Below are 18,980 nucleotides of genomic sequence, written 5' to 3' on the forward strand. Positions count from 1 at the left end.
GCACTAGGCGGGTTTTTTGTGTGCTTCCAGGTGTGCTTGGCATCACCTGAAAACGGAAGGTGGTGCCCAGAGACGGAATCGAACCGCCGACACGGGGATTTTCAATCCCCTGCTCTACCGACTGAGCTATCTGGGCAACGGGGCGCATTAAACGGGTTTTTCAGAGGGTCGTCAAGCAAGTTATCAAAAAAATTTAATTATTACCGTCGCTTACGATCCGACCCCCCGATTTCACGGGCTTACTCGGCAGGCGGAACGTAGCCTTCGGCCTTGGCGTAATCCTCGCCGGAGAAGTACTTGTCCATCTCGCCCTGAAGATATTTGCGGTCTTCGGCGTTCATCATGTTCAGGCGCTTTTCGTTGATCAGCAGCGTTTGGTGTTTTTGCCAATCGGCCCAGGCCTTGGCCGAGACGTGGTCAAGAATGTCCTGGCCTTTGGCACCCGGGAATGGAGCGCGCTCCAGGGCGGGCAATTCTTCTTTGTACTTGCGGCACATGATGGTGCGGGTCATGACGACTCTCCTGCGTTCAATACGGCAGCCGCGCGTTCGAGCAAGGTCTTGACCGGGGCGGCAAGGCCCAGGCGCGGCGGGGTGGCGAGGTTATACCAGAGCCAGTCGGCCTCGGCCACGTGCTGGCCGGCCTCCTGGACCTGAACCAGCCAGGGTTCGATGGATAACTGGAAATGGCTGAAGGTGTGCACCAGGTTCGGCAGTGCCTGCGGGTTGCCCAACTCCAGCGAGTGCTGCGAGGCGAGATGTTGCAGGTCGTCGAGGTCATCGAGTTCCGGCAAGCTCCACAAGCCGCCCCACAGGCCCGTGGAAGGTCGACGGTAAAGCAGGATCGCACCTTCGGCATTGGCAAGCATCGGCATCAGCGTGCGTTTCTGCGGGATGGCTTTGCGTGGCTTGGGAATCGGGTAGCGGGTTTCCAGGCCGAGCATGTGCGCTTCACAGCCTTTTTCCAGCGGGCAGAGCAGGCAGCTCGGCTTGCTGCGGGTGCAGAGCGTGGCGCCCAGGTCCATCATCGCCTGGGTGTAGGCGTTCACCCGATCGTGCGGCGTAAAGCGCTCAGCGTTCGCCCATAGCTGTTTGGCGACCTTCGGCTCGCCCGGGTAACCCTCTTGCGCGGTAAAGCGTGCCAGAACGCGTTTGACGTTGCCGTCGAGGATCGGCGCGCGCAGGCCCATGCTGATACTGGCGATCGCACCCGCCGTGGACAGGCCGATGCCGGGCAGGTCGGTGAGTTTTTCCACGTCCCGGGGGAATTCACCGCCGTACTGCTCGACGACGATTTTCGCAGTCTTCTGCAGATTACGCGCGCGGGTGTAGTACCCCAGGCCCGTCCACAGGTGCAGCACTTCGTCCTCGGGCGCCGCCGCCAGGGCTTCGACCGTCGGCAGCGAGGCCATGAACCGATCGAAATAATTCAGCACGGTGCTGACCTGGGTTTGTTGCAGCATGATTTCCGAGACCCACACCCGATAAGGGGTGATGCCCTGTTGCCAGGGCAAATCGTGACGGCCGTGGCGGTCGAACCATTCCAGCACCGCCAATGAAAACTGCTCGGCTCTCATCGCTTGAACAGCCCCTTGAGTGCGTCCTTGAGTTCCGGGCTGACCTTGTCGCCCAGTTTCTCGTCGATTTTTTCGCTGATGCGCTCGCCCGCCAGTTTGCTCGCGACCTGGCCCATGCGTTCGTTATCCAGGCGGCAGGCCTTGGCGCCGAGCTCCAGTGGGCCGCGGCAACGCAACGGCCACTGGATGCCGACAAATTTCTCGCTCACCTGGCAGGCCGGGTCCGGCATGTCGCTCTTGTCGCCTTCGACAATGATGCCCACGCGATAATCCATGCCCAAGACCCGCAGGTCGATGTCGCCGTCGCCGTTGACGGTCATGCCCGGGATGCGCACTTTCAGGTCCGGGTTGCTCGCGACGCCGTTTCGAAAGGTCAGGTTACCCTTGAGCTCCTGGAACGGTGTGTCCTTGCCCCTTGGCTCGCCGCTGAGGGACTTGCGGTTGAGCGTGGCGATGCCTTTGCACAACTGTTGTTCGAGGTTGGCATTGAGCAGCACGCCATTGTTGATGACGAAACTGGCGTTGCCATTAAGGGTTTCGATCAGCGCTTTCTGGCTGTTGCCGCTACCGGTGAGGGTGCTGTTGAGTGTTACCAGGCCTTTGACCGGTGGCTCCTTGCCCTGGCTTTCGAGGATTTTTTCCGCTGGCACCCGGCTGATTTGCGTCTGCATGTTCAGCACCGGCGCCTGCTGGCGCACATCAAGGGTGCCTTTGGCTTCGAAGTTGCCCTCGTACAGGTCGCCGCGCAGGCTGCTCAGCGTCAACAATCCACCCTGGCCGTTGGCCTTGAGCACCGCGTTGTGGATCGGCAGTTTTTCCAGGGTTAACTGGCCGAAGGTCAGGTCGGCGTCTACATCCAGCTTGCTCAGACGTTCCACCGGCAGCAGGCGTTCGTTGCTCCAGGCTTCTTTGGTTGGGGATTGCGGCAGGGGTGTGCTGCCGGCCCCGGCCATGGCATCAGCTTCGGTGCTGGCGACTTCGGCCTGACGCACTTGCTTGGCGCTGTTAGCCTCGGCCGACTTCGGCGCCAGGTAACGGTCGACGTTGAAGGTGTCCGCCTTGAGGGTTGCGCGCAGGGATTGCTTGGCGAAATCCTCGACAGCGATGCGACCGGTAAAGGTGCTGTCGTCGACTTTCAGGTTGATGTCATCGAGCGTGAGGCTGGAGGGCGTGCCGGTCAGGCGCGTGGCCAGTTCGACCTTGCTCAGGCTGCCTTCGGCCATCGCCGGGAGTTTCTGGCCGATGCTGTCGACGAATTTCGCCAGGTCGAACTGGGCAATCGACAAGCCGCCGTTAACCTGCGGGGTTTTATCGAGGTCATTGACCTTCAGCTCGCCCAGCGCTCGCAGTTGGTTGGCGGAGACCTTGATCCCGGTCCACTCGGCGACGTTGGCAGCCTTGTCCAGCAACAGCTGGCCTTGCGCAGCGAAGGTCACGGTCTTGCCTTGCAGCGGATCGCCGGCGACTTCACCGGACAGCTTCATGTCTTCGAGCTTGTAGCGCTGCAGCGCGCGTTCGAAACGCAATTCGCCGTTGAGCTCGGTGCGCACCCGCAGAACCGGCTGGTTGGTGCCCAGGAACGCGGTGAGCTTGACCGGGATGTTGGTGGAGTCGTGCACCGGCCCGGTACTGAGCTGGATGCTTTCGGCGCTGAATTGCTTGCCGGTTTTTTCGTCGCTGTATTCCACGCGGGCGTTGTTGACGGTCAGGCTGTCGATGTCCAGGCGAATGGGCTGTGCCGGTTTTTCCGCCTGGGCGGTGGTTGGCTGCTCAGGTTCGCTGGTGGCATCGGCAGGCGTGGCCGTGGTTGCAGGCTTGGGCACCTTGCCGATGTCTTCCCAGTTGCCGTGGCCATCTTTGTCGCGGTTCAGGCGCAGGTTCAGGCCTTCGACGCGCACATCGCTCATCTGCACCTCGCGGCGCAGCAATGGCAGCACGCGGACCGACAGGCCGAGCATCTGCAGGTCGGCGAAGGGCTCGGCGGGCTTGGCCAGGGTAGCGACCGCTGCATCGTGCAGTTCCAGGCCCAGCCAAGGGAACAGGCTCCAGCCGATATCGCCATTGAGCGTCAGCTCGATGTGGGCCTTGTCGCGGGCAATCTGGCGTATCTCGTCTTTGTAGTCGTTGGGATCGAAGAGGTGGGTCAGGGCAAAGCCCAGCGCCACTACGATCAGCAACAGCCCGAGAAGTACCAGACCCAGGATTTTGCCGAACGCTTTCATGGGCGAGTCCTTGTAGTTAGTCGAATTCGAAATTTAGCCGGGGAGTATAGCGCTCCGCAGCGCCCGACCGGGCAGATCACAAGGACAGAGCGTCGAGCATCCAGGCAAAAAGTGATTTTGCCTGCGTGTAGACAGGATCTGTACCGGAGAAGAAGTGGTTAATCAGTTCGACAATGATCGCAAGGGAGGTTCCTTCAGGTGGTACGAAAACGGACAACTTCGAAAACGTGATGTCAGTTTGGTTTTTCGACCATTGGCAAATGCTACCCTGCACCGGTTCGTCCGCCCCTCTGCGACGTGATGTCGCAGGAAAAACGAGCTTTTCCCTAAAAAACGGTCATGTCTGCGTGCATTAAGGCTGAGGGTGAAAAGTGGCTGGCGAACACTACTGACAATTGGGGGATAAACAATGACCACGAGCATCACGGCAGACGGCCTTCAAGCCGGCCAGCCCGCGTTCCTTTCCAAGGAGCGCATTATCGCCAGGCCCGGTTTCAACCGATGGCTGGTGCCACCGGCCGCGCTGGCTATCCATCTGTGTATCGGCATGGCGTATGGCTTCTCGGTATTCTGGTTGCCGCTGTCCAAAGCGCTCGGCATCACCGCACCAGTGGCTTGTGCGCCCGACATGAGCTTCATCGCTCAAGTGTTTTCTTCGCAATGCGACTGGCCGATTTCGATGCTCGGCTGGATCTACACCCTGTTCTTCATCTTCCTGGGTTGCTCGGCCGCCATCTGGGGTGGCTGGCTGGAGCATGCCGGGCCGCGCAAGGCGGGTGTCGTCTCGGCGCTGTGCTGGTGCGGCGGTCTGCTGATTTCCGCGCTGGGGGTCTATACCCACCAGATCTGGCTGATGTGGATCGGCTCCGGGGTCATTGGCGGTATCGGCCTGGGCCTGGGCTACATCTCGCCGGTGTCGACCTTGATCAAGTGGTTCCCGGACAAGCGCGGCATGGCGACCGGCATGGCGATCATGGGTTTCGGCGGGGGTGCAATGGTCGGTGCGCCCTTGGCGGCGGCGTTGATGAGTCATTTTGCCTCGCCCACCAGTGTCGGCGTGTGGCAAAGCTTCCTGGTCATGGCTGCGATCTATTTCGTGTTCATGATCGGCGGCGCGCTGTCCTATCGAGTGCCGCCGACCGGCTGGAAGCCTGAAGGCTGGACGGCACCTGCGAAAAAAGCCTCGAACGCGATGATCACCCACCGTCACGTGCACGTGAACGTGGCGTGGAAGACGCCACAATTTCGCCTGGTATGGCTGGTGTTGTGCCTGAACGTATCCGCCGGTATCGGCATCCTCGGCATGGCTTCGCCACTGTTGCAGGAGGTTTTTGCCGGCAAGTTGCTGGGCAATGACCTGACATTTGGCCAACTGGACGCCTCGCAACTGGCTTCGATTGCCGCCATCGCTGCGGGCTTCACCGGTTTGCTGAGCCTGTTCAACATCGGCGGGCGTTTCTTCTGGGCCTCGTTCTCGGATTACCTGGGCCGTAAAAACACCTACTTCGTGTTCTTCGCCCTGGGCTTTGCTTTATACGGACTGATTCCGAACCTTGGGCATCTGGGCAGTGTCGCGCTGTTCGTGGCAGCCTTCTGCATCATCCTGTCGATGTACGGCGGTGGTTTTGCCACGGTCCCCGCTTATCTGGCGGACCTGTTCGGCACGCAAATGGTCGGTGCGATCCACGGTCGCCTGCTGACGGCATGGGCGGCGGCAGGTGTGTTGGGTCCGGTGCTGGTGAACTACCTGCGTGAATATCAGCTGAGCATCGGCGTCGAGCGTGCAGCGGCGTACGACATCACCTTGTACATCCTGGCGGGCCTGCTGGTACTGGGCTTTATCTGCAACCTGCTGGTGCGTCCGGTGGCCGACAAGTACTTCATGACCGACGCCGAGCTGGCTGCCGAACAGGCTCTGGGTCACGACAAAGGGGCTGACAGCAGCACCGTGCTGGAGTGGAAAGCCGATGCCGGCACCAAGCCGTTGGCGGTAGCTGCCTGGCTGGTGGTGGGTATTCCGTTGGCATGGGGTGTGTGGGTGACGCTGCAAAAAACAGCGGTACTGTTCCACTAAGAAGCTGAGGGTCTGGCCTGACATCTTCAGGCCAACACCAACCCCTGTGGGAGCGGGCTTGCTCGCGATTGCGGTCTGACAGTCGACAAATATGTTGCATGTGCAGCCCCTTTCGCGAGCAAGCCCGCCCCCACATTTGTCTGGTGGTGCTTGAAATGGCTTGTATGGACATGTCTATCCCCGACGACCGGGGATTCTATCCGTCAGCGATATCACCTCCCGTGTTTCTGTTTCGCGCCCGCGCCCCTATAATGGTTGCCTTTTTCGCCCAATGATTTTGCGGAGCTGGTGATGGCCGAACGTATGGCGTCAGTCGAGCGCGACACTCTGGAAACCCAGATCAAAGCCTCGATCAACCTGGATGGCACCGGAAAGGCCCGATTTGATATCGGTGTACCTTTTCTTGAGCACATGCTGGACCAGATCGCCCGTCACGGGCTGATCGACCTGGATATCGTCAGCAAAGGCGACCTGCATATCGATGACCACCACACGGTGGAAGATGTCGGTATCACCCTGGGTCAGGCATTCACCAAAGCCATCGGCGACAAGAAAGGCATCCGTCGCTACGGCCACGCCTACGTGCCGCTCGATGAAGCGCTGTCGCGCGTGGTAATCGACTTCTCCGGCCGCCCTGGCCTGCAGATGCATGTGCCGTATACCCGCGCCACCGTCGGCGGTTTCGATGTTGACCTGTTCCAGGAATTCTTCCAGGGCTTCGTCAACCACGCCAACGTCACCCTGCACATCGACAACCTGCGTGGGCACAACACCCACCACCAGATCGAAACCGTGTTCAAGGCTTTCGGCCGCGCCCTGCGCATGGCCGTGGAACTCGATGACCGCATGGCCGGGCAAATGCCTTCGACCAAGGGCGTCCTGTAATGCAGACAGTCGCGGTTATCGATTACGGCATGGGCAACCTGCACTCGGTGGCCAAGGCCCTCGAGCACGTGGGGGCTGGCAAGGTCCTGATCACCAGCGATGCGAACGTGATTCGCGAAGCCGACCGGGTGGTTTTCCCCGGTGTTGGCGCGATCCGCGACTGCATGGCGGAGATCCGTCGACTGGGTTTCGATTCACTGGTACGTGAGGTCAGCCAGGATCGTCCGTTCCTCGGCATCTGCGTTGGCATGCAGGCCTTGCTCGAGCACAGCGAAGAGAACGACGGTGTCGACTGCATCGGCCTGTTCCCGGGCCAGGTGAAGTTCTTCGGCAAGGATCTTGTCGAGGACGGCGAACACCTGAAAGTCCCGCACATGGGCTGGAACGAAGTAAAGCAGAAGGTGAGTCACCCGCTGTGGCACGACATTCCAGACATGGCGCGGTTTTACTTCGTGCACAGCTACTACATCGCCGCCGGTAATGCGCGGCAGGTGGTCGGTGGCGGTCATTACGGGGTCGACTTTGCCGCAGCGCTGGCCGAAGGCTCGCGTTTCGCCGTGCAGTTCCACCCGGAGAAAAGCCATACCCATGGCCTGCAGTTGCTGCAGAACTTCGCCGCGTGGGACGGTCGCTGGTAATGGCGGTCAAGAAGAAGCCGCCGATCCTGACCCTCACTCCTGAACAGGAGAGTGAGGCCAATCACAAGATCAAGCGCTTCATGGAGGATCGCTTCGAACTGGACCTGGGTTCGTTCGAAGCGGCCGAAATCCTTGAGCTGTTCACCCGCGAAATTGCTCCTCACTATTACAACAGGGCGATATTCGATGTGCAGGCGCACCTCAAGGAGAGGTTCGAAAGCATCGAAAGCGACCTGTGGGCGCTCGAGAAAAACTGATTTCCGAGCCAAGCTGAACATTCAAATTTGAAGGTTTGACAGATGCTGATTATTCCCGCTATCGATCTTAAAGACGGTGCCTGTGTTCGTCTGCGCCAGGGCCGCATGGAAGATTCCACAGTGTTCTCCGATGACCCGGTGAGCATGGCTGCCAAGTGGGTGGAGGGCGGTTGCCGTCGTCTGCATCTGGTCGACCTGAACGGTGCGTTCGAAGGCCAGCCGGTCAACGGCGAAGTGGTCACCGCGATTGCCAGGCGCTACCCGAACCTGCCGATCCAGATCGGCGGTGGCATCCGTTCCCTGGAAACCATCGAACACTACGTGAAAGCGGGCGTGAGCTACGTGATCATCGGCACCAAGGCCGTGAAAGATCCGGCCTTCGTTGCCGAAGCCTGCCGCGCGTTCCCGGGCAAGGTAATTGTCGGCCTGGACGCCAAGGACGGTTTCGTCGCTACCGATGGCTGGGCTGAAATCAGCACCATCCAGGTGATCGACCTGGCCAAGCAATTTGAAGCCGACGGCGTGTCCGCCATCGTTTATACCGACATCGCCAAAGACGGCATGATGCAGGGTTGCAACGTGCCGTTCACCGCTGCGCTGGCGGCTGCCACGAAGATCCCGGTGATCGCTTCCGGTGGCATCCACAACCTGGGTGACATCAAGACCCTGCTCGACGCCAAGGCGCCAGGCATCATCGGTGCGATCACCGGTCGCGCGATTTATGAAGGCACCCTCGACGTCGCTGAAGCGCAAGCTTTCTGCGATTCGTACAAAGGCTGAGGACTGACCATGGCGCTGGCCAAACGCATCATCCCTTGCCTGGACGTGGACAACGGCCGGGTCGTCAAAGGTGTGAAGTTCGAGAACATCCGTGACGCGGGCGACCCGGTGGAGATCGCCCGTCGTTATGACGAACAGGGTGCCGACGAGATTACTTTCCTCGACATCACTGCCAGCGTCGACGGTCGCGACACCACGCTGCATACCGTCGAGCGCATGGCCAGCCAGGTGTTTATCCCGCTGACCGTGGGCGGTGGCGTACGCACCGTGCAGGACATTCGCAATTTGCTGAATGCCGGTGCGGACAAGGTCTCGATCAACACCGCTGCTGTGTTCAACCCGGAATTCGTCGGTGAAGCGGCGCAGCACTTCGGTTCGCAATGCATCGTGGTTGCCATTGATGCGAAGAAGGTCTCGGGACCTGGCGAAACCCCGCGCTGGGAAATCTTCACCCACGGCGGGCGCAAGCCCACCGGGCTCGACGCGGTCGAATGGGCGAAGAAGATGGAAGGCCTGGGTGCCGGTGAGATCCTTCTGACCAGCATGGACCAGGACGGCATGAAAAATGGCTTCGACCTGGGTGTCACCCGCGCCATCAGCGATGCATTGGGCATTCCGGTGATCGCTTCCGGCGGTGTCGGCAACCTGCAGCACCTGGCCGACGGCATTCTCGAGGGCCACGCCAGTGCAGTGTTGGCAGCGAGTATTTTCCACTTCGGTGAATACACCGTTCAAGAAGCCAAGGCCTATATGGCCCACCGCGGTATTGTGATGCGCTGAACAAACCAGTACAGGCCAGTGGACATCATGGCGGGCTCAGGGCACTCTTGAGTACGCCATGGATTTCGGTAGCCAGACATGTTTAAACGCATTCTTCTTGTCCTCGCCAGCGCTTCCTTGTTGCTCATCAGTAGCGCACGCGCCGCCGACAGCTCCACCACGGAACTGGTGTTGCTGACGGAAAACTTCCCGCCGTACAACATGGCCAAGAACGGCAAGAACTTCGCTCAGGACGAGAACATCAATGGGATCGCCGTGGACATCGTCCGCGAGATGTTCAAGCGCGCCAACGTCACTTATAGCCTGACCCTGCGTTTCCCTTGGGAGCGTGTCTACAAACTCGCGCTGGAAAACCCCGGTTACGGAGCATTCGTGATGGCCCGTTTGCCGGACCGCGAGCGGCTTTTCAAATGGGTCGGGCCGATCGGTCCGGATGACTGGATCATGCTGGCCAAGGCTGACAGCAAAATCTCCCTCGAGACCCTGGAGGACGCGCGCAAATACAGGATTGGCGCGTACAAGGGCGATGCGATTGCCGAGACGCTCGCCAAGCAGGGCCTGAAGCCAATCGTGGTGCTACGCGATCAGGATAATGCGAAGAAGCTGGTCAGCGGACAGATCGACCTGTGGGCCACCGGCGACCCGGCCGGGCGCTATCTGGCGCGCCAGGACGGGGTAAACGGGCTGAAGACCGTGTTGCGTTTCAACAGCGCCGAGCTGTACCTGGCGCTGAACAAGGACGTACCGCAGGCAACCGTCGCCAAGTTACAGGCTGCACTGGATCAGATGCGCAAGGACGGCGTGGTCGACGAGATCATGGGGCGGTATCTATAGTTGCTGCTGGAATTTCTACTGGTTAAAGGGTGGGTGTGACTTCATCCGTCTTTTAAGATGAGAATTCAGTCAGGTGTAAATTGCTCATGTCGGTGTAATTAAGCTCTGTAGTGACTTGAGTTCTGTCTTCGCGCAGCAGTCTGTAGTTACTCTGCATTTGATATACCGCCACAGTTCTGTTTTTCGAGACGACGATAAAGACTTCTGTGGCAGCATGGGCGGACCATCCGCCTGACTCATCAGAATGAGCAAATTTCTTGTCCAATCTCCCCGAAAAGTTGATGAGAGGCGCCTGCACGTTGATTGGCCATTCACTATCGAATTCGATAGACGTGACGAGGGCGAATGCCGTCAGGCTTTGACGTGTCTGAACTCTGTGTACTATCCACTTGAAGGTTTTACTCGCGGCGTCTTCATTATGGCCGCTTCCCACGAGCACATACTGGTCTGTCCTCTCCAAGAGGTATGAAGGCGTTGTGCGTAGTTGCTCAATCGGGCTCAGAACCGGGTCTATTACGGTAAACCAGGGAAGTTTGGCGATGTAAGTGGTTTCGGCTTTTTCGAGTTGTGTAGGCTGCCCGATCCCGGACAGTACTGGTGCCTGCAGCTGGGGGTTGATTTGAAGCGGGATGCTCATTCGCAATGAATAAGTAGTGAGTGTCGTCGGTTTGGAATAGCCTCTAACACCGGCAAAGGTACCGGGTGAAAGGTAGATTTCACCGTTTTGCGCGATGGGTGGGCAGATGCTCCAAGCGCTGAGATCCTGTCGCGCACCACTGCTTTTATCGCTCCAGATCAAGTTGCCGACAGTTGAGGCTACTACCAGGTCCTCCCTGATGCATCGAACCACGTTGAGCGAAGGTTTTTCACGGTCGGAACACACCATCCCCATTGCAACGTAGCCATCGGGAGGGATCGGGCGCCAAATCGTGCAGTCCGCAACGGTTGTTGAGCCTGCACTTCTCCAGACTTGTTCGAAGTCGATAGGTGGGCTGAGTGCATTAACTTTGGTGCTTTCTCCACTTTTTGGTCCTTCGCAGACGACCACGGCCACTTTTTTACTATTAATACTGTCATGTCCAGGAATGACTAAATCGCCCAGAGAGAAATAGCCCGGCAGCAAATCAGGGGCTGGCGCAGCGCGCCAAAAGGTTGCGGGCTTCGCTTGTGATCGCCCGCTGTCCCAGAGTCGCTGAAACTCTGTCGTAAAGTTGATTAGCAAGTTATCGACTTTTATCGAGCCTATTGGTTTTGTAGCGCTGTTCTCGGTGTTCATGGTTATTCCTGATATGTAAAAGGCGACTCAGGGCCGCGACCTGTTGCAGGTCTCAATATCTGGAATTGGAAGAGGTGTCGGGCGGTAGCTATGTATAGGTGCGTGGCGAGTTGTTACCGGTAAATTCCGTCTTTGCCATGGGCAACCATGGCGCGATTGCCGCGCACACTGACCATCTGCTTTATATCAATCCACTCGATGCCCTGAGCCTTGAGCTTGGGCAGTTCACGCTCCAACACCGCCAGCGTCTGTGGATACGGATGCCCGATCATCACCGCCGAACCCTGCTTACGCGCAAGGCTGATTGCTGTCTGCAACTGGGTGAAGATTGCCGCTTCAGTGCGCTCATCATCCAGAAACACATCACGCGAAATACTCGCCAATCCAATGTTCTGCGCTTCGGCCGCTGCCACAGTCTGCGCGCTGGTGCGACTATCCACGAAGAGCTTGTGCCGACGCTGCAGGTCAGCCATCAACCAGGCCATGGCTGGGCGTTGGGCAGTCATGCGGCTGCCCATGTGGTTATTGATGCCAGCGGTATAGGGTACGACCTTGAGTGCTGCGTTCAGGCGTTTCTCGAGCTCTTCGACAGGCAAGTCGGGATGCCAGGCGAACGGACCGGTGGCCGGGTCCATGGGCATGTGCAGGATGACGATCTTGCCGGCACGATGGGCTTCGCGAGCGAATTCGGTGGCGTGAGGGGTGTCGGGCATGATCGCCGCCGTCACCGGCCCCGGAAGGGCCAGCACCTGGCGATCCCGGGGCAGGTTTTGCCCCAGGTCATCGATGATCAGGCTGATATAAGCCTTTTGAGGGGCGGGTGCAGCGTGAACAACACCCGCCAGGCAACACAACAGCCCCAGGACTACCCGCGCAAGCATCTCAGCGACCGGATGTGATGCTCAGCCCTTTGAGCAGGCTCAGGGCCTGGGCCAGTTGATAATCGTCGTCTTGCGGCATCGGCTTGGCCTTGCCGCCGGAGCTGCTTGGTTTGTCGGCGCCACCGTTGCCGTTGCCCAAGTGACCTTGCAGGTCGGCTTCCTTGAAGTAGTCGCCGTCTTGCTCGTTGGTGATCTTGGCCTTGCGCACTTCGATGTCCGGGACGATACCCTGGGCCTGGATCGAGCGGCCGTTGGGCGTGTAGTACAACGCGGTGGTGATCTTCAGTGCTCGGTCGTTGTTCAGTGGCAGCACGGTTTGCACCGAGCCTTTGCCGAAACTCGGCGTACCCATGATCACCGCGCGTTTCTGGTCTTGCAGGGCGCCGGCGACGATTTCCGAGGCCGAGGCGCTGCCGCCATTGATCAGCGCGACCATTGGCACGGCTTCGCTTTCGTCCTTGCCGGTGGCAGAGAAACGCAGTTCGGAGTTGGCGATGCGACCCTTGGTGTAGACGATCAGGCCCTTGGTGATGAAATGGTCGACCACTTCCACCGCCGATTGCAGTACGCCGCCCGGGTTGTTGCGCAGGTCGAGGATGATGCCGTTGAGTTTCTTGCCGTTGTCTTTGCGCAGCTTCGCCAGGGCCTTGGACACTTCTTCGCCGGTCTTGACCTGGAATTGGGTGATGCGGATGTAGCCATAGCCGGATTCGAGCAGCTGGCTCTTCACGCTCTTCACCTGAATGATGGCGCGGGCCAGGGTCACATCGAATGGCGTACCGCCGTCACGTACCAGGGTCAGGGTGATTTTCTGGCCGATCTTGCCGCGCATCTTGTCCACCGCTTCGGTCATGCTCTGTCCGCGGGTGGGTTGGCCGTTGATCTTGACGATGAAGTCGCCTGCCTGGATGCCAGCCTTGGAGGCCGGTGTGTCATCGATTGGCGACACCACTTTGATAAAGCCGTCCTCGGCGCCGACTTCGATGCCCAGGCCGCCGAATTCGCCACTGGTGCTTTCCTGCAGTTCAGCGAAGTCTTCTGGTCCCAGGTAGGCGGAGTGCGGGTCAAGGTTGCTGAGCATGCCCTTGATCGCGTTTTCCAGCAGGGTCTTGTCGTCTACCGGTTCGACATACGCGGCCTTGATCCGATCCATGACCTCGGCAAAGGTGCGCAACTCTTCCAGCGGCAGTGGCGCCTTGGTGGTCGCGGCAGTGCCCGCAGGCGCGACTGCCGGGGCCGGTTGAGCGGCGAACGCCAGAGGCGCGCCGATCACCAGGGCGATCGCCAGGGCCAGCGAGGTAAGGCGGGACAAATGCAGCATGTCGAACGAACTCCTAATGTAGGTGACTCAGCGCCTATCCTTGCGCGCGGCACCATTGCGCCGGATCACTCGGGTGACCCTGCTGACGAATAGCAAAGTACAGCGCTGGTGTGTCCTGCCCGCCACTGTTACCGACAGTGGAGATGGATTCACCGGCTTTTACCACGTCACCCGCAGACTTGAGCAGTGTCTGGTTGTGACCATAAAGACTCAGGAAACCGTTGCCGTGGTCGAGAATCACCAGCAGCCCGGCCCCGCGCAACCAGTCGGCGAACACCACTCGACCGCCATGCACCGCATGCACCGCACTGCCTGCAGAAGCGCCGATCATTACGCCGTCCCACTTGGTCCGGGCGTCGTCGCCACGGCTTTCACCGAAGCGCGCCAACAGTCGACCATCGACAGGCCATGGAAGTTTGCCGCGAGTTGAAGCAAATGCGCCGCCAAAGGTTTCACCGGAACTGGAAACCAGTGGGCCGGGTGTCGATTTAACCGGTTTGCGTGGGGCATCGTCGTTGGCATCTGCCAGCGCCTGGGCCTCACGTAAACGCTTTTTTTCGGCTTCCTGCTGGGCGATCAGCGCTTTTTGTCGCGCCTCTTCTGCCTCACGAGCCTGGCGGGCCAAGGTTTCTTCAATAGTTTTAAGGACTTTAGACAGGTCTGCCTGGTCCTGCTCACGGGCTGCCAGTTTCTGGTCGCGAGCCTTCACGTCGTCGTTGAGCTTGGCCAGGACTTGCTGGCGCTCCTGACGTACTTTCTCGAGCTCACCACGCTGGGTTTCCAGGCTGCTTTGCTGTACCAGCAATTGCGCCTGCTGCAGGCCGATGTCTTTTTCGACATTGGCGAGCTGGCGCAGGGTTTCGTTGAAATTCTTCAGCTGCTCCAGGCGAGCCTGGCTCAGGTAGTCGTAATAGGTGAGCGTGCGGGCGAACTTCTCTGGGTTCTGCTGGTTGAGCAGCAGTTTCAAGTATTCCTGCCGGCCGTTCTGATATGCCGCGCGGGCCTGGATGGCAATCAGTCGCTGTTGTTCAGTGCGCGCGCTCTGGAGTTTTTTTTTCTCTGCATCGAGTCGTTGCAACTCGGTTTCGCTTTTCTTCAGCTCTTTTTGCAGGGCGTCGACCTGCTTCTCGAGCTTGCCCATCTCGGTTTCAGTGCCCTTCAGGTCTTTCTGCACGCCGGACTTTTCTTCCTGCAGCTTGCCCAGCAGTTTTTTCAACTCGGCAATGTCGTGACGCGTGGCGTCCAATTGTTGCTGGGTTTGCGCGCGCTCATCGGCGAAGGCCGGCTGGAGCAGGCAAGTCAGGGCGAGGGCTATCAGGACGCGGAGCATAGAGGCGGGCGACACCAAAGAAAGGGACGTCCTAGTATGCCCGCCATGAGCAGCAAAAAAAATGCCCATTTCTGACTGTGTGATGACTGGAAGGGGAGGTAAGGGGGATTTAGTCTGTAAAACCACCACAAACCACTGTGGGAGCTGGCAGGCCAGCTGCCACAGTGGTTTGTGGCGTTTGAGCGTGCGGGTTACACCAGAATCGAAGTCCCGGTCATTTCCGCCGGTTTTTCAAGGCCTAGCAGCTTCAGCATGGTCGGCGCCACATCTGCCAGCACGCCGCCTTCGCGAACCTTCAGGTCACGCTTGCCCACATAGATGAACGGCACCGGTTCGGTGGTGTGCGCGGTGTGGGCCTGGCCGGTGGTTTCGTCGGACATCTGCTCGACGTTGCCGTGGTCCGCGGTGATCAGCGCTTCGCCGCCGACTTTTTCCAGGGCATCGACGATGCGACCGACGCACTGGTCAAGGCACTCAACAGCCTTGACCGCTGCCTCGAACACACCGCTGTGGCCGACCATGTCGCCGTTGGCGTAGTTGACCACGATTACGTCGTAACGCTGGTTTTCGATGGCGTCGACGATGCGGTCGGTGACTTCAGGCGCGCTCATTTCCGGCTGCAAGTCATAGGTAGCGACTTGAGGCGACGGGATCAGGATGCGTTCTTCGCCCGGGAACGGTTCTTCACGACCGCCAGAGAAGAAGAAGGTCACGTGGGCGTATTTCTCGGTTTCGGCGATACGCAGCTGGGTCTTGCCGTTTTTCGCCAGGTAGTCGCCCAGCACGTTTTCCAGGCTGCCGGCGGCAAAGGCCGAAGGTGCGGGAATGCTGGCGGCGTATTGGGTCAGCATGACGAAACCGGCCAGTTTTGGCTGACGGGTACGTTCAAATTCCTTGAAGTCGTCCTCGACGAAAACGCGGGTCAGCTCGCGCGCGCGGTCGGCGCGGAAGTTCATGAACACCACGGCGTCGCCGTCTTCGACTTTCACCGGCTCGCCAATGGAAGTGGCCTTGACGAATTCATCGCTTTCGCCGCGCTCGTAAGCCGCTTGCAGACCTTCCTGGGCGGTGGCGGCGTTGAATTCGCCCTGGCCTTCGACGATCAGGTTGTAGGCCTGGGAGACACGGTCCCAGCGGTTGTCGCGATCCATGGCGAAATAACGACCGATGAGGCTGGCGATCCGGCCTTTACCCAGGGCCTTGAAGGTAGCGTCCAGCAGTTCGATCGACGATTGCGCGCTTTTCGGCGGGGTATCGCGGCCGTCGAGGAAGGCGTGCAGGTAGATTTTTTCGGCGCCGCGCTTGGCGGCCAGTTCGGCCATGGCGACCAGGTGATCCTGGTGGCTGTGCACACCGCCATCGGACAGCAAGCCCATGAAGTGCACGGCCTTCCCGGCAGCGACAGCTTTGTCCACCGCGGCACAGATGGTCGGGTTCTCGAAGAACTCGCCGTCGCGGATCGATTTGGTCACACGGGTGAAGTCCTGATACACCACGCGACCGGCACCGAGGTTCATGTGGCCGACTTCGGAGTTGCCCATCTGGCCGTCCGGCAAGCCGACGTCCATGCCGCTGCCCGAAATCAGGCCGTTGGGCACGGTGGCCCACAGGCGGTCCAATACAGGCTTCTTGGCGGCAAAGATCGCGTTGGATTCAGGGCTCTCACTGTGACCGAAGCCGTCGAGAATAATCAGGACCAAAGGTTTAGGCGTGGTAGTCATGGAGTCCACTCGTGGCTGAGATAAAAGAGGGCGATGGAAAAGGGAGTGGCAGTTTAAAGCGAAGTTCCGGCCACGTCACCGCCGGACGGGGTTTGGCCCACCATAGTGGCTGTGTATACTGGCCGACATTTTAACGCCCTGGAACCTCCTTCGATGGTTGCTCACCTGATTGAATTTGCCACTAACCACTACATCCTCGTCGGTATCTTCGTCGTACTGCTGGCGTTGCTGATTGCCTATCAGATGCAGGGCGGCGGCCGTAGCCTGAGCACTGGGGAATTGACTGGCCTGGTCAACAAAGACGCGGGCGTGGTAATCGACATTCGTCCTGCCAAGGATTTCGCTGCCGGTCACATTGTTGGTGCGTTGAATATTCCTCACGACAAACTGGCTGCCCGTGTTGTCGAGCTGGAAAAGCACAAGGCCAAGACCATCATCCTGGTCGACGCCATGGGCCAGACGGCCGGGACTCACGCTCGCGAACTGGTAAAGGCTGGCTTCACCGCCGCCAAACTGTCCGGTGGTGTTTCCAGCTGGAAAGCCGACAATCTGCCGCTGGTGAAGTGATATGAGCAACGTCGTCGTCTATTCCAGCGATTACTGCCCTTATTGCTCCCGAGCCAAATACCTGCTCGAGAACAAAGGCGTGGCCTTCGAAGAGATCAAGGTCGATGGCAAGCCGCAGGTGCGTGCCGCAATGGCTCAGAAGGCCGGGCGTACGTCCGTGCCGCAGATCTGGATCGGCAGCACCCACGTTGGCGGTTGTGATGATTTGTTTGCCCTGGAGCGCGCCGGCAAGCTCGACGCGCTGCTCAAGGCCTGAATTCCATACCCTATAAAAGCCCAAGATCAGAAAGGATCTGAGATGACTGACCAACAGAACACTGCAGCTAGCGAAGAAGAAACCGCACCGCAATTCTCCTTGCAGCGCATCTACGTACGTGACTTGTCCTTCGAAGCCCCGAAAAGCCCGGCGATCTTCCGCCAGCAGTGGGAGCCGAGTGTCGGTCTGGATCTCAATACCCGTCAAAAGGCGCTGGAAGGCGACTTCCATGAAGTTGTGCTGACCCTGTCGGTCACCGTGAAGAACGGTGAAGAAGTGGCATTCATCGCCGAAGTGCAACAGGCCGGTATCTTCCTGATCAAGAACCTGGACGACGCTTCGATGAGTCACACGCTGGGCGCGTTCTGCCCGAACATCCTGTTCCCGTACGCTCGCGAAGCGCTGGACAGCCTGGTGACCCGCGGCTCGTTCCCGGCCCTGATGCTGGCTCCGGTGAACTTCGATGCCTTGTACGCGCAAGAGCTGCAACGCATGCAAGCGGCGGGCGAGACTCCGACCGTCCAATAAAAGCTTCGTTTGCTCCATGAAAAAAGCGCCTATCTAGAGGCGCTTTTTTCATGGAGCAAACGAAACCTTCGAGTAGGAGCTGCCGAAGGCTGCGATCTTTTGATCTTAAAAATCAAAAGATCGCAGCCTTCGGCAGCTCCTACAGGGGGGCGTGGTGTTACTTGAAGTCGTTCTGCCGCCAGGCTTCGTACACGGCGACGGCCACGGTATTGGACAGGTTCAGGCTACGGCAGCCTTCGCGCATCGGCAGGCGCAGGCGTTGTTCAGCGGGCAAAGCGTCGAGCACCTCGGCTGGCAGGCCGCGGCTTTCCGGACCGAACAGGAAGGCGTCACCAGGGGTGAAGCTGGCGTCGTGAAACGGCCGCGAGCCCTTTGTGGTGAAGGCGAACAAGCGTGGATGACCGAGGCTTTCCAGGCAGCTGGCCAGGTCCGCGTGACGTTGCAAGGTGGCATACTCGTGGTAGTCGAGGCCCGCCCGGCGCAGGCGCTTGTCGTCCATCTCAAAGCCCAGCGGTTCGATCAAATGCAGGTGGCAGCCACTGTTGGCGCACAGCCTGATAACGTTGCCGGTGTTCGGCGGAATTTCTGGTTGGAAAAGGATGACGTGAAACATGCACGGCTCCGAAGGTAGAGATGAGCGGCATTCTACGCCGCAAGCCGACCCTCGTTCGAAACTATTCCCGCGTGTGATGGCTTCGCTGGCAATTGTGGGGGTCATGGTGGGGTTGATGATCGGTCGTCTGACCACCCCAGACCCCAGCGAATTGCAACAGATCGAAGTGACCAGCGACGGCTTGGTGGTGTGGTTCAACAATGAGCCCAAGACCCACGGCGAGATCGTGGAAGGCAGTGTTGCGTTGTTGTTCGAAGCTCAAGGCAAGGCGCAAAAAGGCCAGCTCAAGCTCAATGGCAAGGATGTGAACTGGCGGGTGCGCTTGAGTGACGGGGGATTGTTGTTGACGCTGGTGGCGGCCCGTCCCCTTCAGGGTGAGTGGGCCGGTAGCGAGGTCGATGACCGCTGGCGGCTGGAGATCCATCTCCGGGAGCAATAAAA

Annotated in this window: 20 protein-coding genes and 1 tRNA gene; 11 read left to right on the forward strand and 10 right to left on the reverse strand. The window is 59.3% G+C overall.

The annotated features are described in order from the left end of the window. Positions 1 to 60: 60 nt before the first annotated feature. The 4 genes from HGP31_RS01865 to HGP31_RS01880 form a co-directional block, all read right to left on the reverse strand. A tRNA-Phe gene (locus tag HGP31_RS01865) sits at positions 61 to 136 on the reverse strand. A gap of 103 nt (positions 137 to 239) precedes the next feature. Continuing rightward, positions 240 to 512, reverse strand: a complete 273-nt coding sequence (locus HGP31_RS01870) for an oxidative damage protection protein (protein ID WP_033043799.1) — start codon at positions 510 to 512, stop codon at positions 240 to 242. Then, entirely contained in the window at positions 509 to 1,576 is a 1,068-nt protein-coding gene (mutY, locus tag HGP31_RS01875) for an A/G-specific adenine glycosylase (RefSeq protein WP_033043801.1), read from the reverse strand. The genes HGP31_RS01870 and mutY overlap by 4 nt, the downstream gene beginning before the upstream one ends. After that, positions 1,573 to 3,798, reverse strand: coding sequence for an AsmA family protein (locus HGP31_RS01880; RefSeq protein ID WP_020795740.1), 2,226 nt, complete (start codon positions 3,796 to 3,798; stop codon positions 1,573 to 1,575). Before HGP31_RS01880 ends, mutY begins: the two co-directional genes overlap by 4 nt. Before the next feature lie 409 nt (positions 3,799 to 4,207). Between HGP31_RS01880 and HGP31_RS01885 the strand changes: the two genes are divergently transcribed. From HGP31_RS01885 to HGP31_RS01915, 7 genes are all read left to right on the forward strand, one after another. Then, entirely contained in the window at positions 4,208 to 5,872 is a 1,665-nt protein-coding gene (locus HGP31_RS01885) for an OFA family MFS transporter (RefSeq protein WP_020795739.1), read from the forward strand. A 291-nt stretch (positions 5,873 to 6,163) separates the two neighbouring features. After that, positions 6,164 to 6,757 (forward strand): imidazoleglycerol-phosphate dehydratase HisB, encoded by a 594-nt coding sequence (gene hisB, locus HGP31_RS01890; protein ID WP_007939452.1) that lies wholly within the window; start codon positions 6,164 to 6,166, stop codon positions 6,755 to 6,757. Further along, positions 6,757 to 7,395 (forward strand): imidazole glycerol phosphate synthase subunit HisH, encoded by a 639-nt coding sequence (hisH, locus tag HGP31_RS01895; protein WP_020795738.1) that lies wholly within the window; start codon positions 6,757 to 6,759, stop codon positions 7,393 to 7,395. Before hisB ends, hisH begins: the two co-directional genes overlap by 1 nt. Beyond that, positions 7,395 to 7,652: a DUF2164 domain-containing protein gene (locus HGP31_RS01900; RefSeq protein ID WP_020795737.1), complete on the forward strand. Its 258-nt coding sequence runs from the start codon at positions 7,395 to 7,397 to the stop codon at positions 7,650 to 7,652. The genes hisH and HGP31_RS01900 overlap by 1 nt, the downstream gene beginning before the upstream one ends. Positions 7,653 to 7,694: 42 nt before the next feature. Further along, positions 7,695 to 8,432 carry a 1-(5-phosphoribosyl)-5-[(5-phosphoribosylamino)methylideneamino]imidazole-4-carboxamide isomerase gene (gene hisA, locus HGP31_RS01905; RefSeq protein ID WP_020795736.1) on the forward strand — a complete coding sequence of 246 codons (738 nt, stop codon included), beginning with the start codon at positions 7,695 to 7,697 and terminating at the stop codon, positions 8,430 to 8,432. A 9-nt stretch (positions 8,433 to 8,441) separates the two neighbouring features. Further along, positions 8,442 to 9,212, forward strand: a complete 771-nt coding sequence (hisF, locus tag HGP31_RS01910) for an imidazole glycerol phosphate synthase subunit HisF (protein ID WP_007897430.1) — start codon at positions 8,442 to 8,444, stop codon at positions 9,210 to 9,212. 78 nt (positions 9,213 to 9,290) lie between these two features. After that, entirely contained in the window at positions 9,291 to 10,046 is a 756-nt protein-coding gene (locus HGP31_RS01915) for a substrate-binding periplasmic protein (RefSeq protein WP_020795735.1), read from the forward strand. 52 nt (positions 10,047 to 10,098) lie between these two features. On the opposite strand, the gene HGP31_RS01920 is transcribed toward HGP31_RS01915, so the two are convergent. From HGP31_RS01920 to gpmI, 5 genes are all read right to left on the reverse strand, one after another. Then, positions 10,099 to 11,322, reverse strand: a complete 1,224-nt coding sequence (locus HGP31_RS01920) for a Vps62-related protein (RefSeq protein WP_020795734.1) — start codon at positions 11,320 to 11,322, stop codon at positions 10,099 to 10,101. Between the two features lie 113 nt (positions 11,323 to 11,435). Next, a complete protein-coding gene (locus HGP31_RS01925; protein WP_020795733.1) occupies positions 11,436 to 12,203 on the reverse strand; it encodes a divergent polysaccharide deacetylase family protein in 768 nt (255 codons plus the stop codon). 1 nt (position 12,204) lies between these two features. After that, entirely contained in the window at positions 12,205 to 13,524 is a 1,320-nt protein-coding gene (locus HGP31_RS01930) for a S41 family peptidase (protein ID WP_020795732.1), read from the reverse strand. 34 nt (positions 13,525 to 13,558) lie between these two features. Then, positions 13,559 to 14,854: a murein hydrolase activator EnvC family protein gene (locus tag HGP31_RS01935; RefSeq protein ID WP_020795731.1), complete on the reverse strand. Its 1,296-nt coding sequence runs from the start codon at positions 14,852 to 14,854 to the stop codon at positions 13,559 to 13,561. Positions 14,855 to 15,045: 191 nt separating this feature from the next. Beyond that, the gene (gene gpmI / locus HGP31_RS01940; protein ID WP_020795730.1) at positions 15,046 to 16,575 is read right to left on the reverse strand and encodes a 2,3-bisphosphoglycerate-independent phosphoglycerate mutase; all 1,530 of its coding nucleotides are present in this window, start codon (positions 16,573 to 16,575) and stop codon (positions 15,046 to 15,048) included. 153 nt (positions 16,576 to 16,728) lie between these two features. On the opposite strand from gpmI, the gene HGP31_RS01945 reads away from it, so the two are divergent. The 3 genes from HGP31_RS01945 to secB are packed head-to-tail and all read left to right on the forward strand — an operon-like array spanning position 16,729 to position 17,926. Further along, positions 16,729 to 17,142 carry a rhodanese-like domain-containing protein gene (locus HGP31_RS01945; RefSeq protein WP_033043806.1) on the forward strand — a complete coding sequence of 138 codons (414 nt, stop codon included), beginning with the start codon at positions 16,729 to 16,731 and terminating at the stop codon, positions 17,140 to 17,142. 1 nt (position 17,143) lies between these two features. Then, the gene (gene grxC / locus HGP31_RS01950) at positions 17,144 to 17,398 is read left to right on the forward strand and encodes a glutaredoxin 3 (RefSeq protein WP_008058538.1); all 255 of its coding nucleotides are present in this window, start codon (positions 17,144 to 17,146) and stop codon (positions 17,396 to 17,398) included. Between the two features lie 42 nt (positions 17,399 to 17,440). Then, positions 17,441 to 17,926 carry a protein-export chaperone SecB gene (secB, locus tag HGP31_RS01955; RefSeq protein ID WP_008058540.1) on the forward strand — a complete coding sequence of 162 codons (486 nt, stop codon included), beginning with the start codon at positions 17,441 to 17,443 and terminating at the stop codon, positions 17,924 to 17,926. A gap of 157 nt (positions 17,927 to 18,083) precedes the next feature. Here secB and trmL read toward each other — a convergent pair whose 3' ends face one another. Beyond that, entirely contained in the window at positions 18,084 to 18,539 is a 456-nt protein-coding gene (trmL, locus tag HGP31_RS01960; protein WP_020797421.1) for a tRNA (uridine(34)/cytosine(34)/5-carboxymethylaminomethyluridine(34)-2'-O)-methyltransferase TrmL, read from the reverse strand. On the opposite strand from trmL, the gene HGP31_RS01965 reads away from it, so the two are divergent. Next, complete coding sequence (locus tag HGP31_RS01965; RefSeq protein WP_033044422.1) at positions 18,538 to 18,978, forward strand: hypothetical protein; 441 nt, start codon at positions 18,538 to 18,540, stop codon at positions 18,976 to 18,978. The two genes, trmL and HGP31_RS01965, sit on opposite strands and share 2 nt — an antisense overlap. Positions 18,979 to 18,980: the final 2 nt, after the last annotated feature.

Origin of the sequence: Pseudomonas umsongensis, assembly GCF_012647205.1 — a bacterium.
Classification (GTDB): Bacteria; Pseudomonadota; Gammaproteobacteria; order Pseudomonadales; family Pseudomonadaceae; genus Aquipseudomonas; species Aquipseudomonas umsongensis.